General features: G+C 71.6%; 14 protein-coding genes. 6 read left to right on the top strand and 8 right to left on the bottom strand.

The window, feature by feature from the left end; genetic code table 11:
- Positions 1–94 precede the first annotated feature (94 nt).
- Entirely contained in the window at positions 95–1,480 is a 1,386-nt protein-coding gene (chrA, locus tag miv_RS09215; protein WP_207182363.1) for a chromate efflux transporter, read from the top strand.
- Between the two features lie 797 nt (positions 1,481–2,277).
- On the opposite strand, the gene miv_RS09210 is transcribed toward chrA, so the two are convergent.
- The gene (locus tag miv_RS09210; protein ID WP_048427997.1) at positions 2,278–2,931 is read right to left on the bottom strand and encodes a glutathione S-transferase; all 654 of its coding nucleotides are present in this window, start codon (positions 2,929–2,931) and stop codon (positions 2,278–2,280) included.
- Between the two features lie 313 nt (positions 2,932–3,244).
- Here miv_RS09210 and miv_RS09205 point away from each other — a divergent pair, with 313 nt between their 5' ends.
- A complete protein-coding gene (locus miv_RS09205) occupies positions 3,245–4,474 on the top strand; it encodes a polyhydroxyalkanoate depolymerase (protein WP_207182362.1) in 1,230 nt (409 codons plus the stop codon).
- A 328-nt stretch (positions 4,475–4,802) separates the two neighbouring features.
- Positions 4,803–5,105 (top strand): 30S ribosomal protein S21, encoded by a 303-nt coding sequence (gene rpsU / locus miv_RS09200; RefSeq protein WP_048427999.1) that lies wholly within the window; start codon positions 4,803–4,805, stop codon positions 5,103–5,105.
- A gap of 121 nt (positions 5,106–5,226) precedes the next feature.
- Here the strand turns inward: rpsU and miv_RS09195 are convergent, their stop codons facing one another.
- Positions 5,227–5,607 (bottom strand): response regulator, encoded by a 381-nt coding sequence (locus tag miv_RS09195; RefSeq protein WP_207182361.1) that lies wholly within the window; start codon positions 5,605–5,607, stop codon positions 5,227–5,229.
- A gap of 462 nt (positions 5,608–6,069) precedes the next feature.
- Between miv_RS09195 and miv_RS09190 the strand changes: the two genes are divergently transcribed.
- Entirely contained in the window at positions 6,070–6,861 is a 792-nt protein-coding gene (locus tag miv_RS09190) for a class II glutamine amidotransferase (protein WP_048428001.1), read from the top strand.
- Positions 6,862–6,959: 98 nt separating this feature from the next.
- On the opposite strand, the gene miv_RS09185 is transcribed toward miv_RS09190, so the two are convergent.
- The 3 genes from miv_RS09185 to miv_RS09175 form a co-directional block, all read right to left on the bottom strand.
- Positions 6,960–7,760 (bottom strand): hypothetical protein, encoded by an 801-nt coding sequence (locus miv_RS09185; protein ID WP_207182360.1) that lies wholly within the window; start codon positions 7,758–7,760, stop codon positions 6,960–6,962.
- 87 nt (positions 7,761–7,847) lie between these two features.
- The gene (locus tag miv_RS09180) at positions 7,848–9,527 is read right to left on the bottom strand and encodes a methyl-accepting chemotaxis protein (protein ID WP_207182359.1); all 1,680 of its coding nucleotides are present in this window, start codon (positions 9,525–9,527) and stop codon (positions 7,848–7,850) included.
- 217 nt (positions 9,528–9,744) lie between these two features.
- Complete coding sequence (locus tag miv_RS09175) at positions 9,745–11,235, bottom strand: carboxypeptidase M32 (RefSeq protein WP_207182357.1); 1,491 nt, start codon at positions 11,233–11,235, stop codon at positions 9,745–9,747.
- Positions 11,236–11,603: 368 nt separating this feature from the next.
- Between miv_RS09175 and miv_RS09170 the strand changes: the two genes are divergently transcribed.
- Entirely contained in the window at positions 11,604–12,173 is a 570-nt protein-coding gene (locus miv_RS09170) for a helix-turn-helix domain-containing protein (RefSeq protein ID WP_082171549.1), read from the top strand.
- 33 nt (positions 12,174–12,206) lie between these two features.
- On the opposite strand, the gene miv_RS09165 is transcribed toward miv_RS09170, so the two are convergent.
- From miv_RS09165 to miv_RS09155, 3 genes are read right to left on the bottom strand one after another with little or no spacing between them, the layout of a single operon-like run.
- Positions 12,207–13,502 carry an arsenic transporter gene (locus tag miv_RS09165; protein ID WP_207182355.1) on the bottom strand — a complete coding sequence of 432 codons (1,296 nt, stop codon included), beginning with the start codon at positions 13,500–13,502 and terminating at the stop codon, positions 12,207–12,209.
- 19 nt (positions 13,503–13,521) lie between these two features.
- Positions 13,522–13,947: an arsenate reductase (glutaredoxin) gene (gene arsC, locus miv_RS09160; protein ID WP_207183441.1), complete on the bottom strand. Its 426-nt coding sequence runs from the start codon at positions 13,945–13,947 to the stop codon at positions 13,522–13,524.
- 8 nt (positions 13,948–13,955) lie between these two features.
- The gene (locus miv_RS09155; protein ID WP_048428005.1) at positions 13,956–14,312 is read right to left on the bottom strand and encodes an ArsR/SmtB family transcription factor; all 357 of its coding nucleotides are present in this window, start codon (positions 14,310–14,312) and stop codon (positions 13,956–13,958) included.
- Positions 14,313–14,362: 50 nt separating this feature from the next.
- On the opposite strand from miv_RS09155, the gene arsH reads away from it, so the two are divergent.
- A complete protein-coding gene (gene arsH / locus miv_RS09150) occupies positions 14,363–15,115 on the top strand; it encodes an arsenical resistance protein ArsH (RefSeq protein ID WP_207182353.1) in 753 nt (250 codons plus the stop codon).
- Positions 15,116–15,119: the final 4 nt, after the last annotated feature.

The following is a 15,119-nucleotide window of genomic DNA, read 5'->3' as shown; positions in this document are numbered from 1 at the left end:
AGCCCCGTTCGCCGGATGTACTCGCCGGGTTCTGTCGCACAACGCGACCGATCGCGCTACTTTCCGGCTCCCCTGACCCGGAGAACCGACGCCCGTGACGACGACCGAGCCGGCCGCGCGCGACCGGGCCGCCCCTGCCCCCGTGACCCTGGCCGAGGCCCTGCCGGTCTGGGCCCGGATCGCCGCCCTGTCCTTCGGCGGGCCGGCCGGGCAGATCGCCGTGATGCACCGGGTGCTGGTGGACGAGAAACGCTGGATCTCCGAGAACCGCTTCCTGCACGCCCTCAACTTCTGCACCCTGCTCCCCGGGCCGGAGGCGCAGCAGCTCGCCACCTATGTCGGCTGGCTGATGCACGGGACCCGGGGCGGGCTTCTCGCCGGCGGGCTGTTCGTGCTGCCGGGGCTCCTCGCCATCATGGGCCTCAGCTGGATCTACGTGCTGTACGGCGAGGCCGGGCCGGTGGCCGGGCTGTTCTTCGGCCTCAAGGCCGCGGTGCTCGCCATCGTGCTCGAAGCGGTGCAGCGCATCGGCCGGCGGGCCCTGCGCGGCCCGGCGATGACCGGGCTCGCGGCCGCCGCCTTCGCCGCCCTGTTCCTCTTCGACGTGCCGTTCCCGCTCGTCGTAGTGGCGGCGGGCCTCGTCGGCTTCCTCGGCGGCCGGGCCGGGCATCCGGCCTTCCGCCCCGGGGGCGGCCACGCGGCGGGGGCGGGAGGCGGGCCCTACCTGTTCGGCGACGATGCCGGGCCGCGGGAGCGGGCGTCCTGGCGCGACACCCTCGTCACCCTGGCGGTCTGGGCGGGGGTCTGGCTCGTCCCGGTCGCCGCGCTCCTCCTCGTGCTCGGGCCCGACGACGTCTTTTCGCGCATCGCGGTGTTCTTCTCCAAGATGGCGATGGTCACCTTCGGCGGCGCCTACGCGGCCCTCGCCTACGTGGCGCAGGCGGCGGTGGAGCAGTACGGCTGGATGAAGCCCGGCGAGATGCTCGACGGGCTCGGCATGGCCGAGACCACGCCCGGCCCGCTCATCATGGTGACGCAGTTCGTCGGCTTCCTCGCCGCCTACCGGGCGCCCGGGGCGCTCTCGCCGCTCGCGGCAGGCACCCTGGGCGGCTTGCTCACCACCTGGGTCACCTTCGCGCCCTGCTTCCTCTGGATCTTCGTCGGCGCGCCCTTCGTCGAGCGGCTGCGCGGCAACGCCGCGCTCGCCGGGGCGCTCTCGGCGATCACCGCGGCGGTGGTGGGGGTCATCCTCAACCTCGCGGTCTGGTTTTCGCTCCACACGCTGTTTCGCGCGGTGCGTCCGGTGGCCTTCGGGCCGCTCCGGCTCGACGTGCCGGTTCCCGCGAGCCTCGACCCTTATGCGCTCGCCCTGGCGCTGGCGGCGGTCGTGGCGATCTTCCGCTTCCGGGCCGGGATGATCCCGGTGCTGGGCGCCTGCGCGGCGGCGGGGGTGGGGTTGCGGCTGGCGGGGCTAATCTGACGGGGGCGATCTGACGGGGCGGATCCTCGCGCGAACGGATCCGGCGCTCCATCCTGCCCCTCGCCACGGTACACGACATTGAAGAAAGTGGAGGCCACCACGCGGGCGTTCCACCCCCTTTCCCGGACGACTGGAGCGTCAGCGGAAGGAGATCCGGGATCCAGCACAGGAAATGCCGCGAAGCGGCTCAACTTGTTGCACCGTCGCAGACAATGAGACGCTTCGCGGCTTTTCGTGCTGGATTCCGGATCTCCTTCCGCTTCGCTTCAGTCGTCCGGAAAAGGGGTTGGTTTGCAATGGGTCATGAAGCCTGGCTGCACGGTTCCAGGCCAGGGTCGTGTACCGTGGCCCCTCGCAGGGTCATCCCGGGGCTCGCCGCAGGCGAGAGCCCGGGATCCGGAACCTCAGATGGTGCCGGACGCAGAGGAACGCGCCCCGCTCGCTTCCGAATGTCCTGCGGTTCTGGAGTCCGGGCTCCGCTTCGCGGCGCCGGACCGACGATGAGGCGGTGAACTACGGCGGCGAGAGGCTGTTTGATTGGCTGCTCGAGTCGATCTTGCACAGAAATCGCCACCTCACCTCGTCATCCTGGGGCCGCGCAGCGGAACCCGGGATCCATAACCGCTGACGGAGGAGAATCAGGCGATCAGCGTTCCGTCTCTTTCTGCTTCATCGGCGGTTATGGATCCCGGGTTCCCGTCTACGCCGGGCCCCAGGATGACGATGGAGGGTTTTGGGTCCGTTCTCGCAATCAAACAGCCTCGGACATTGAGGAACGTCTTCGAAAATCCAACAGGTCAGAACTCCATGTCCAGCTCCTCGATCTCCTCCGGCTCGTCCTTCGCCGCGGCGATCCAGTCCCGCATCAGGTCCCAGTCCATGATGGTGTCGCGGTAGGCGGCGCAGTCCGGCGGGAGATCGACGCCGTAGGTGACGAAGCGCGTGCAGACCGGGGCGTACATCGCGTCCGCCACCACCGGCCGGTCGCCGAACAGGTAAGGCCCCCCGTGGGCGCGCAGCGCCTCCTGCCAGATCTCGACCACCCGGGCGATGTCGGCCCGGGCGCCGCCCCAGAGCGTGAAGTCGGTGTAGCGGGCGCGCAGGTTCATCGGCAGGGCCGAACGCAGGTTGATGAAGCCGCCATGCATCTCGCCCGAGATCGAGCGCGACCAGGAGCGGGTGGCGAGGTCGTCGGGCAGAAGGCCGGCCTGGGGCCGCACCTCGGTGAGGTACTGGGCGATGGCGAGCACGTCCCAGACCCGCACGGCCCCGTGGGTGAGGCGCGGCACCAGGAACGAGGGCGAGAGGTGCAGGAGCTCGGCCCGGCTCGCCGGATCGCCCGACAGCACCTCGACCGCGAGGTCGAGCCCCGCCATGCGGCAGAGCAGCCAGCCCCGCAGCGACCAGGACGAGTAGTTGCGGCTCGAAATCGTCAGCGTCGCCTCGGCCATCCGATCCTCCCCCGGGCCGGGGGTGCCGGCCCGCCTTCTCCTTGCGGTCCGGACCGTGATCCAAGACTCGTGCCGGCCGCCGGCCGCTCCGCCGAAGGTCGAGCGCGCAAGAAACGCCAAGCTTTCGCCGGGCGCCGCCGCGGTTCGCCAAGACCAAGGGCTGCGCCGGATTGGCACGACCATCGCATCGCGCGGGCTCGGAGCGGCGGAGGCCGCCCTTCACCGAAAGTCCGGTCGCCGGGGACGAAGCCTTGCCATACGCTCGACGAAAGGGCCGCTTCCCGCGCGTGTCCGTGAGGGAGAGCGAGCGCCGATGCTCTACGATGCCTTCGAGGTCCAGTCGGACATGGCGAGCGCCACCCGCGCCTGGGGCCGGGCGCTGCATGCGGGCATGGCGCCGTGGATGCGGAGCGGCACCGGCGCGCCGGCGAGCTGGGTGTCGGCTGCCGCCCGGATGATGATGCGGGCCGGCCTGACCCATGCCCGGCCGGCCTACGGGATCGAGTCGGTGCGGGTCGGCAACCGCGAGACGCCGGTGACCGAGGAGCGGGTGCTCACGACGCCGTTCGGCACGCTGCTGCGCTTCCGCAAGGACATCGCCAGCGAGCAGCCCCGGGTGCTGGTGGTGGCTCCCCTCTCGGGCCACTTCGCCACGCTCCTGCGTGGCACCGTGCGAACCCTGCTGGCCGACCACGACGTCTACATCACCGACTGGCACAACGCCCGCGACGTGCCGCTGAGCGCCGGCCGCTTCGGGTTCGACGACTACGTCGCCCATCTGGTGCAGTTCCTGGAGGCGATGGGGCCCGGCGCGCACGTCGTGGCGGTGTGCCAGCCTGCCGTGCAGGCGCTCGCCGCCGCCGCCGTGATGGCGGAGAGCCGCAATGCGGCGCACCCGGCGAGCATGACCCTGATGGCCGGCCCGGTCGACACCCGGGTCAACCCGACCAAGGTCAACGAGCTCGCCACGTCCCGCCCGATCGAGTGGTTCGAGAAGAACCTGATCGCCACGGTGCCGCGCCGCCATGCCGGCGCCGGGCGGCGGGTCTATCCCGGCTTCATGCAGGTCACGGCCTTCATGTCGATGAACGCCGCGCGCCACATGCACGGCCACCTCGACCTCTACTGGCACCTCGCCGAGGGCGACGGCGACGGGACGGCGCGCGCCAAGGCCGAGCAGATCGAAAGCTTCTACGACGAGTATTTCGCGGTGCTCGACCTGCCGGCGGAGTTCTACCTCGAGACGGTCAAGACCGTCTTCCAGGACGCGACCCTGGCACAGAACCGCCTGACCTACCGGGGCGCCCCGATCGACATGCGGGCGATCCGCAGGACCGCCCTGATGACGGTGGAGGGCGAGCGCGACGACATCTGCTCCGTCGGCCAGACGGTGGCGGCCCACGACCTGTGCAGCGGCCTGAAGCCCTTCCGCAAGCGCCACCACCTCCAGGCCGGCGTCGGCCATTACGGCGTCTTCTCGGGCCGCAAGTGGGAGAACCAGACCTACCCGCTGGTGCGCAGCTTCATCCAGGCCAACGCTTGATCCCGCCGGTCCCCGGCCTAGCTACGGTGGCCGGCGATGCCCCGCGGAATGCCCGTGTCCGGGCCCCGCACCCGCTCAAATTTCGGTCAGGCGGCCACTCCGCGGTTGGAAGTCCTGGCGGAGTGGTGTAAGGCCGCGATCAGGCGCATACCGTGCGTCGACAGCTTGCGCCGGGCTCCGGTGCGACCGCGATGTAGCTCTAGCCCCTCCCGGTCCGTCAGGTCCGGGCCGTGGGGCGCATTTCGGTTGGTCGGGCAGGCAGCCATCCGGGCGCGTTCCGCGCAAGGTCGGCCACGTTTTCGGATTTAGACAAAAAGGACATACACCCTTGCAGGTACTCGTTCGGGACAACAACGTCGATCAGGCCCTCCGCGTCCTCAAGAAGAAGATGCAGCGTGAGGGCATCTTCCGCGAGATGAAGCAGCGCAAGGCCTACGAGAAGCCGTCGGTGCGCAAGGCTCGCGAGAAGGCGGAGGCCGTGCGCCGCGCCCGCAAGCAGGCCCGCAAGACCGCCATCCGCGAGGGCCTGATCGCCGCTCCGAAGCCGAAGCCCCGCGTCGGCGGCCCGCGCCGTCCGGGCATGGCCCCGTCGGCTGCCGCCCCGGCCGCCGCTCCGGCCGCCTCGGCCTAAGGGCCTGCCGGCCTCCCCGGAGGCCGCGTGAAACAAGCCCCACCCGCCGGGTGGGGCCACCCCGGGAGCCCGACGCCGCGAGGCGTGCGGGCTCTTCTTCGTTGATCAGCGTGCCGCCGGATCAGGCCGACGCATAGGCCGCCCGCTCCGCCTCGACGAGCACGTCGAGGGGCCGCCAGGGCTTCTGCATGTAGACGGCGTGGTCGGGCACGGTCTGGGCCGCGCCGGGCCGGGAGGTCACGACCAGGCGCACGTCGGGCCAGTCCCGCTCCACCGTGCGGGCGAGCGCCGCTCCGTCCATCTCGCCGGCGAGCTGCATCTCGGTGAACAGCAGCGCGACCTCCGAGCCGTGCTCGCGCATCACCGCCAGCGCGTCGGCGGCGCTGCGACACGCGATGACGTCGAGATCGGTCTCCTCGAGGATCGCCGCGGCGAAATCCCGAACGGATTCGTCGTCCTCCACCACGACGGCGATCGGAGCGACGGGTGCTGCTCTGCCCATAAGGCCTCCTGCTCGTTTTCGATGACTCTTGTCGGGGGTCCCGGGTCCTCGCGAGTGCTCGGGAGATTGCGGAATCGATCGGCCGTCCGACGACGCGCGGGCCGGCCCGGCGAAGGGGCAGACCAGACCAGCGGAACGGGGATCGAACCCAGCACGGCGGCCGGGGGAACGCGGGCGCAAGCCGGTGACGCGAACACGCCTGCGCGACCATCAACGACTCAATCCTGACATTGATCCCGGCGAGACGTCCAGTTCGGATCGTCGGTCGATGCGCCCCGCGCATGCCGGCTCCTTACGTTGCGCCATTGCCTGCTGCTTGGGCAGGTGGGGGAACCTTGGGCATGCTGCATCGCATTAACGGGCTGTTCACCGTCCGGCGCCGAATGTTACCGTTCCATGAAGGCGGCGGACGAGGCACGGCCCGGGGTGGGACCGGCACACGCCGCGGGAGGTGAAGAGCCGATGTGCCGCTTCCTCGCCTACCACGGCGACCCGGTCTATCTCGACGAGCTGGTCTGCGCGCCGACCCACTCCCTCGTGCACCAGTCGCTGCACGCCACGGAGGCCCAGACCGAGACCAACGGCGACGGGTTCGGCATCGGCTGGTACGGTGATCGGCCGGAGCCGGGCCTCTACCGCGACGTGCGGCCGGCCTGGTCCGACGAGAACCTGCGCAGCCTCTCCCGGCAGATCCGCGCCCGGACCTTCTTCGCCCATGTCCGCGCCTCGACCGGCACCGCGACCACCCGGGCGAACTGCCACCCCTTCGCCCATGGGCGCCACCTGTTCATGCATAACGGCCAGATCGGCGGCTACGCGCGCATCCGCCGGCGGCTCGAGGCGCTGATCCCGGACGCGCTCTACGAGGCGCGCCAGGGCTCGACCGATTCGGAGGCGCTCTTCCTGCTGGCTCTCGCGCACGGCCTCGACCGGGATCCCGTCGGCGCCATGGCGGCGAGCCTGTCGGCCGCCCGCGGCCTGATGCACGAGGCCGGCATCGACGAGCCCCTGCGCTTCACCGCCGTGCTCACCGACGGCGAGAGCCTGACCGCCTATCGCTGGGCCTGCGACGGCCGCCCGCCGAGCCTGTACTGGCGCGAGACCGCGACCGGCCTCGCGGTCGTCTCGGAGCCGATCGACGGCCTGCGCACCGGCTGGTCGGAGGTGCCGAAGGGCGGCACGCTCATCGCCCGGCCGGGCCAGCCGGTGCAGGTGCTCGGCGCGGACGCGGCGGGGTTCAAGAAGGCGGCCTGAGGGTCGCGCGCCCGGGCGGTCCGCGCCCCGGCGCGCGATGCACGGCACCCGCTTCCCGTCGCGACATGGCCGTGCGACATGGCCGTGCGACATGGCCGTCACGGTCGGGGATGCCGCGACTCCGCGCCCGGTGCCGGGGAGGAGAACGGATCCAGGCGCCGATAGATCTCGATCTCGAGCGCATCGAACACCGCCATGACGGCCACGGACGATAGGCCGACAGCAAGTGCGACCACGCCGGACGGAAGCTGTCCCAGGGCCGACCCGAGGCCCCAGCCCGCGACCAGGCCGAACAAGACGACGGGGAGTGCCGGGAGCATCGCGAGCAATCCTGCGAGGAGGATTTCCCAGACCTGCCCCCGCGTCGCGGAGACGACGGCCCGGAGGTCGATCGGCATGCCGTACAGGGCCAAAGCCGGGCCGACCAGGCAGAGCCGCACCTTCACCCAGATCGACAACGCGGCAATGCCCATCCGCACGAGCAGGAATGACGGCGACGCCGCCCAGCCCGCCTGGGTCCGGGCCTGGAGCCATTCGACGAGGACGCCGAGAAGCGTCCACCCGGCCAAGGCCAGGACGCGCGAAGGCCAGGCACGGCGACGAAGGCCCGTCTCATGCGCCGGCCAAGCGACCCGGGCCCAAGCGACCCGGTTCAGGGCAATGTCGTAAAACGCGACGCGATACGGCACGGTGAGGAGAGCGAGGCCGATCGCTGCGAGCAACGCCGGTGGTGGGATCGTCGTCACGTCGCCCGGGCCGGTCTTCGCGATATCCAGAAGCTCGCAGGCGACGAAGACCAGGAACAGGGCGAGGGTGGCCGGCCAGAGCGTCCGCGCCGTGTGCAGAGCCGTGCGGTAGACCGCAGGGACGATGCTCAGGGCATCGAGGGATGTCGTCACGTCCTCGCGGTTCCCTCGGACGCGGCACCGTCCGCGCTCGCTTGCTAACGTAGGGTCATGAAGCCACGACGGCAAGGCTGGGCCGGCTCACGCCGCCCGCACCTCGCCGAGGAACGCCGTCACCGATTCGGCGAGCAAGGCCGAGTTCTGGGCCAGTACCCCGGCCACCGCCCTCACCTGGTCCGACTGGGCCGCGCTCGCCAGCGAGGCGGCGCGGACCTGCTCGATGCTCTCGGCGACGCTGCGGGCCTCCGCCCCGGCCCGGTCGATGTTGCGGCCGATGCCGGCGCTCGTCACCGTCTGGTCCTGCATCGCGCCGCGGATCTCCTCGGCCAGCCGGCTCGTCTCCGCCACCGCATCGGTGATCGCGCCGATCTCCTCCGCGGTATGCCGGGTCGCGCCCTGGATCGCGGCGATCTGGGCGCCGATCCGGTCGGTGGCGGCCGCCGTCTGGCCGGCGAGCGCCTTCACCTCCGAGGCCACCACCGCGAAGCCGCGGCCGGCCACCCCCGCCCGTGCCGCCTCGATGGTGGCGTTGAGCGCCAGAAGATTGGTCTGGTCGGCGATGGTGCGGATCAGGTCGGCGGCCTCGCCGATCTCCGCCGAGGCCGCGACCAGCCGCTCCACCGTCGCGGCCGTGGCCCGGCTGCGGGCGAGCGTCGCGTTCGCCATCTCGCTCGTCCGGCCGACCCGGTCGCCGACGCCGGCAGCCGAGTCCGAAAAATGCCGGAAGGCGCCGTCCACTTCGGCGACCGCCTGCGCGGCGACGCCGGAGGCGCCGGTGACCGCGCCGGATTGCTGCTCGACCTCGTGGGCGGCCCGCGACAGCACGTCGGCGGTCAACTCCATCTCGCGGGTCGAGGCGTCGAGGGCCTCGACCGCCTGGCCCGCCCGCGCCTCGAAGGCCCGGCAGGCCTCCTCCAGCCGCTCGGCCCGCTGCAGCTCGATGCCGGCCCGGGCCCGCTCCGCGGCCTGCGCCGCCCCCTGCGCGCGGAGCGCCGCCTGGAACACCGCGATCGAGGAGGCCATCTCGCCGATCTCGTCGCGCCGCCGGGTGAACGGCACCGCCACTGCGAGGTCGCCGGCGGTCAGCGCCTGCATCGTGCGGCGCAGGGCATGGAGCGGGCGCTGCACCTGGGTCAGGCTCATCCAGACGGCACCCGCGACCGCGGCGAGGAGCGCCAGGGCCGGCACGGCGACGAGGGCGACCGCCTCGCGGTGGCGGGCCGCGTCCACCGCCTCGCGCTCCTCCTGGAGGCGCTCCAGCACGGTGTCGCCGAGCTTCAGGATCCGCGCCACCATCCGCTCGCGGCTCTTGATCGTCGCCTCGTCGGCGGCCTGGATCTGCGCGGCCTTCGGCGAGAGCGTCTGGCCGAGCTCCGCCGTGTCGCGCTGGTAGGCCAGGAACTCCTGAAGCGTGAGCGAGAGCTTTCGGGCCTCGTCCTCGTCGAGATAGGGCTGGAGGGAGGCGAAGAAGGCCGGCCGCTCCGCCTCGACCGCCTCCAGGGCCGTGCGCAGGGCGCCGAACTTCTGCCGGGCCTCGGCGACGTCCTCGGCCGCCACCAGGGTCTGCACCGTCACCACGACGTGCTCGACGGCCTGCGCCAGGTTGCGGGTGTGGAGCGCCGCTTCCCAGGCCGCCTCCACGGCCCCCGCGCGGCGCTGCTCGTTGTGGGAGAGCGAGATCGCGAAGGCCGCGATGCCGGCGGCGACGAGGATCGGCAGCCCGACCAGGAGGCCGAGCTTCTTGCCCAGGGTGAAACGCATGGGACGCACCAACACAGGTTCGGATGGCGAGCCCATACGTCGCGAGAGCCTTACACAGTCTTAAATTTAACCTTCAAAATAATCATTTCTTATTTTTATGACGATCCAGTGACATCGAAGCGTCGACCCACCGCCGATACGGATATTTTATCTCATGACTTGGCTCGATTGGTCAAGAACGACGTCAAAGCCTCGATCGAACACATGGCGCGGTCGCTCAGGCATCGAGGTACCGGCGGCGCAGATGGCCGAGAAATACCCCCGCATCGAGCGGCCGCCCGGTCGCGGCGGCGAGGATCTCCTGCGTGCCGGCGACGCTGCCCTTCGCGTGGACGTGGGTGCGCAGCCAGCCGACGAGAGGCGAAAAGTCGCCCCGGGCGAGGCCGGGGCGCAGGTCCGGCTCGGCCGTGCAGGCGGCGTCGAAGAGCTGGGCCGCCATCATCGCCCCGAGCGTATAGGTCGGGAAGTAGCCCCAGGCGCCGCCGGGCCAGTGGATGTCCTGCAGGCAGCCCCGGGCGTCGTCCGGCACGGTCAGCCCGAGGAGCCGGTGCAGGCCCTCGTCGAAGGCGCCCGGCAGGTCGCCGATCTCCATCTCGCCGCGGATCAGCGCCCGCTCCAGGCGATAGCGCAGCAGGATATGGGCCGGGTAGGTGCACTCGTCGGCATCGACCCGGATGAAGCCCGGCGCGACCCGGGTGTAGTTCCGGTGGAGCGCATCGGCCTCCCAGGCCGGGCCGGTGCCGCCGAAGGCCTCGCGCACCAGGGGCGCCAGGTAGGCGACGAACTCGCGGCTGCGGCCGGCCTGCATCTCCAGGGTGAGCGACTGGCTCTCGTGCAGGCTCATGCCGCGGGCCGCGCCCACGGGCTGGCGGCGCCAGGCGGCGGGACGGCCCTGCTCGTAGAGGGCGTGGCCGGTCTCGTGCAGCACGCCCATCAGGGCGCGGGCGAAATCCGCCTCGTCGTAACGCGTGGTGATGCGGACATCGTCGGTGGCGCCGCCGCAGAACGGGTGCAGGCTGACGTCGAGGCGCCCCCTGGCGAAGTCGAACCCCGCTGCCCGCATCAGCGCGAGCCCGACCTGGCGCTGGATCTCGACCGGGAACGGCCCCTCGGCGATCGGCGCCGGTCCCGCCGCCTCCTGGCGCGCCCGTGCCGCGGCGATCAGGCCCGGCAACTCCGCCTCCAGCACCGAGAAGAGCGGATCGATCGCCGCCTGCCGCAGGCCCGGATCGTAGCTGTCGAGGAGGGCATCGTAGGGAGAGAGCCCCAGGGCCTCGCCCTTCGCCCGGCCGATCTCGCGCTGGAGCGCCAGGACCTCGGCGAGGTCGGGCCGCAGAAGCGCGAAATCGGCGGTGCGGCGGGCCTCGCGCCAGGTCATCTCGGCCCGCGACACGGCGCGGGAACTCGCCTCGACGAGGTCGCGCGGCACCGCCGCGGCATGGGTGTGGGCCCGGCGCATCTCGGCGAGGTTCGCGCGGCTCCAGTCGTCGAGCCCGCCCGCCTCCTCGGCCGCGGCGAGACGGTCGGCGGTGGCGGGCTCGGTCAGGAGGTCGTGGGCGAGGCCGCGCAGCACCGCGATCTGGTCGCCCCGCCCCTCCGCCGCCCCGTCCGGCATCAGCGTCTGCGCGTCCCAGCCGAGGATGCCGGAGGCGTCCTCGAGGGCGCCGATGCGGGCGAAGGTGGCTTCGAGGGCGCGGTAGGCCTGCATGGGATGGTCCGTCGCTGTGGCTGGTCGCCCGATTGTCCGACGGCGGCCGAGCCCAGGCAAGAACCCGGGAGGGCGGATCCAACTCTTGACGCGAGGCGGATTCGCCGCAACCTATCAGCAAGCTGCGTATAGGATCAGGGACGTGGCGGTCTGCAAGGTCAGCATCGTGGTCGATCACGCCGCCAGCGACGATCCGATCTTCACCGTCGAACTGCGGACGCCGTGGGGAACGCTCGACGTGATGGCGCAAGTCACGCTCGAGGGACGCTCGCTCCGGTTGGACGGGATGCATATCGGCGGCGACGCATCGAAACGATGGGGCGCGGCAGCGCTTCGAGACGTCGCACAGGGCGTCGTGGAGGAACTGGATGTCGACGAGATCCAGCTTGTTGGCGGAGTTCGGACCACGGGTGCTCATCCGGGACGCGAACCCCGTCCCCGACGGCTCCGCCGAGCGCCTCAGCCTCAAGCGACGGCCGGACGCCCTCCTCGACACGGTGGCGGCGGCCCGCCTCCTGATCCGTAGGCACCTTCCGCCGAAGGCCGCGCACGCGGTCATGACCGAGCTGTTCGACGTGGGCGAGGCCTATGTCGAAGTTCCGAAGGTCGAGAACCTGGGCCGGCTGCAGGCGGAACTCGGCGCAGTCGGCATCGAGGCCCGCCGGCACGGACCGGACCCGATCTCCGTGCGGGCGGTGCGGGAGGCCCTGCACCTCTCGCAGGCCCAGTTCGCGCTGCGGTTCGGGTTGGAAGAGGCCACGGTCAAGAACTGGGAGCAGGGCAAGTCGAAGCCGAACGCCACGGCGATGACTCTGATCTGGACGATCCATCGCCATCCCGAGGCGGTCGTCGACGCCCTGGCGGCCGAAGCCGCGCGGGCCGAGCCGGCCCCCGCCGACGATCCCTGCCGGCCGGCAAGGTCGACCGATCGGGACTGAAGGCGGCCTCCCGGTGCCCGGATAGCCGTCGGCCTATCCGGGCCCGACGAGCGGCAGCCAAGCCGCCAGCGCGACGAGCGCCGCCAGCAGCACCGGCGGCGTGACGACGAGGCCGATCCGCATGTACTGGCCCCAGGTGATCCGCTGGCCCTTGGCGGCCAGCACGTGCAGCCACAGCAGGGTCGCGAGGCTGCCGATCGGGGTGAGCTTGGGGCCGAGGTCGCAGCCGATGACGTTGGCATAGATCATCAGCTCGCGGGTGAGCGGCGGTAGGTCCGGGGCCTGCTGGATCGCCAGCGCGCCGACGAGCACGCCCGGCATGTTGTTCATCACCGAGGACAGGATCGCCGCGGAAAAACCCGTGCCCAGGGTGGCGATCCAGGGCCCGTAGCCGGCGAGCCACACGAGGCCTCGCGCCAGCCCGTCGGTGAGGCCGGCATTCCGCAGGCCGTAGACCACTAGGTACATGCCGAGGCTGAACAGCACGATCTGCCAGGGTGCCCCGGCCAGCACCCTGCGGACCGGGACGACCCGGCCGCGGACGGCGAGGGCGAGCAGCAGCACCGCCCCCGTCCCGGTGACGGCCGAGACCGGCACGCCGAACGGGGCGGTGACGCAATAGGCGGCGAGCAGCAGGCCGAGGAGCGGAAAGGCGGCGCGGAACACCGCCGGGTCGCGGATCGCCCCGGCCGGGGGCTCCAGCACGTCGACCGGATAGGCGGCCGGCACCACCCGCCGGAAGCACAACCCCAGCACGAGGAGCGTGGCGGCGAGCGACACCAGGTTCACCGGCACCATCACGGCGGCGTAGCGGGCAAAGCCGATGGAGAAGACGTTGGCCGAGACGATGTTGACGAGGTTCGAGATCACCAGCGGCAGGGAGGTCGAATCCGCCACGAAGCCGCAGGCGACGACGAAGGCGAGGGCCGCCGCGGGCTCGACGTCGAGGCGGGTGAGGATCGCCAGCACGATCGGGGTCAGCAGGAGCGCCGCGCCGTCATTGGCGAACAAGGCCGCGATGGCGGCGCCGAGCAGGATCACCAGGGGAAACAGCCGCCGGCCCGACCCGCCGCCCCAGCGGGCGACGTGCAGGGCCGCCCAGTGGAAGAACCCGGCCTCGTCCAGGATGAGCGAGATGACGATCAGCGCGACGAAGGTGAAGGTGGCGTCCCAGACGATGTGCCAGACGACCGGGATGTCGCCGGGCTGGATCACGCCGGTGGCGAGCGCGACGGCGGCGCCGGCGAGCGCGCTCCAGCCGATCCCGAGCCCGTTCGGCTGCCAGATGACGAGGACGAGGGTGACGAGGAAGATGGCGAGCGCGAGCATCGGAAGGCGTATCGCGGGGTCAGGCGCCGGCGACGCGGCGGCCGCGCGCGTCGACGACCTCCTCGCCGTCCTCCTTGGCGAAGGCGCCCTGCTGCGCCGGCAGGAGGTCCAGCACCGCCTCGGACGGCCGGCACAGGCGCACGCCCTTCGGGCTCGCCACCAGCGGGCGATTGAGCAGGACCGGATGCGCCGCCACGGCATCGAGCAGCCGGTCGTCGCTCAGGGCCGGATCGCCGAGACCGAGCTCGGCGAAGGGGGTGCCCTTCTCGCGCAGCAGCGCCCGGATGGGGAGCCCGGCCCGCCGCGCCAGCGCCCGGATCATCTCCCGGGCCGGCGGGGTCTTGAGGTACTCCACGACGTGCGGCTCGATCCCGGCATTGCGGATCATCGCCAGGGCGTTGCGGGAGGTGCCGCAGGCCGGGTTGTGGTAGATCACGACGTCGATGGCTTCGGTCACGGGCGGTCTCCGGCGGGGCAGCAGGCGGCGAGGGCGAGGGCTTCGACCGCCGGGGCGCAAACCTCCGGCCGGCCCTGGCAGCAATCGCGCATCAGGAAGCGGATCAGGTCGGACAGCCCGGCATAGGCGGCCGTGTAGATCACCGACCGTCCCTCGCGCCGGGAGGCGACCAGCCCGGCATGCGACAGCTCCTTCAGGTGGAAGGACAGGGTGTTGCCGGCGATGCCCACCGCGTCGGCGAGGGCACCGGCCGCCACTCCGTCCGGCCCGGCGGCGACCAGGGCCCGCACCACCCGCAGGCGATGCTCCTGACCGAGGGCCGCGAAGGCCGCGAGGGCTTGTCGTTCGTCCATCGCTCCGCCAATACATCGATATTCGTTGAAATGTAGAAGGAAAAACCCGCATGGACAAGCCCCCGCCCGTCCCGTCCGCCCGCGACGGGTTCCCGAACCTGAGCGCCGCGCATGCCGAGAGGCCCAGTACCGCGCGCCTCGCGGTGGCCGAGCCCTTCGCCCATCCGCCGCGCTTCCTGATCCTGTACGGCTCGCTGCGCGACCGCTCGTTCAGCCGCTTCCTCGCCTACGAGGCGGCCCGGCTCCTGGAGGCGATGGGCGGCGAGGTGCGGATCTTCCACGCCGACGGGCTGCCGCTTCCCGACGACACGACCGCCGACCACCCGAAGGTGCGCGAGCTGCGCGAACTCTCGATCTGGTCCGAGGGCCAGGTCTGGGTCTCGCCGGAGCGGCACGGCACCCTGACCGGGGTGATGAAGAGCCAGATCGACTGGCTGCCGCTCAGCGAGGGCAGCGTGCGCCCGACGCAGGGGCGCACGCTCGCGGTGATGCAGGTCTCGGGCGGCTCGCAGAGCTTCAACGCCGTCAACGCCCTGCGGGTGCTGGGGCGCTGGATGCGGATGGTGACGATCCCCAACCAGTCCTCGGTGCCGATGGCCTTCAAGGAGTTCGACGAGGCCGGCCGGATGAAGCCCGGGCCGCTCTACGACCGGGTGGTGGACGTGTGCGAGGAGCTGATGAAGTTCACGCTGCTGGTGCGCGAGCGGTCGGACTACCTCGTCGACCGCTACAGCGAGCGCAAGGAACGCGCCCCCGACCGCCTGACGGCGATCGGCGCCGATGCCGGGTTCGGGGCGCGATAGGCCG

The sequence above is a fragment of the Methylobacterium indicum genome (assembly GCF_017347565.1).
In the GTDB taxonomy this organism is placed as follows: Bacteria; Pseudomonadota; Alphaproteobacteria; order Rhizobiales; family Beijerinckiaceae; genus Methylobacterium; species Methylobacterium indicum.
The sequence above is the reverse complement of the archived record's forward strand: the minus strand, read 5'-3'. Positions and strand labels throughout refer to the sequence as shown.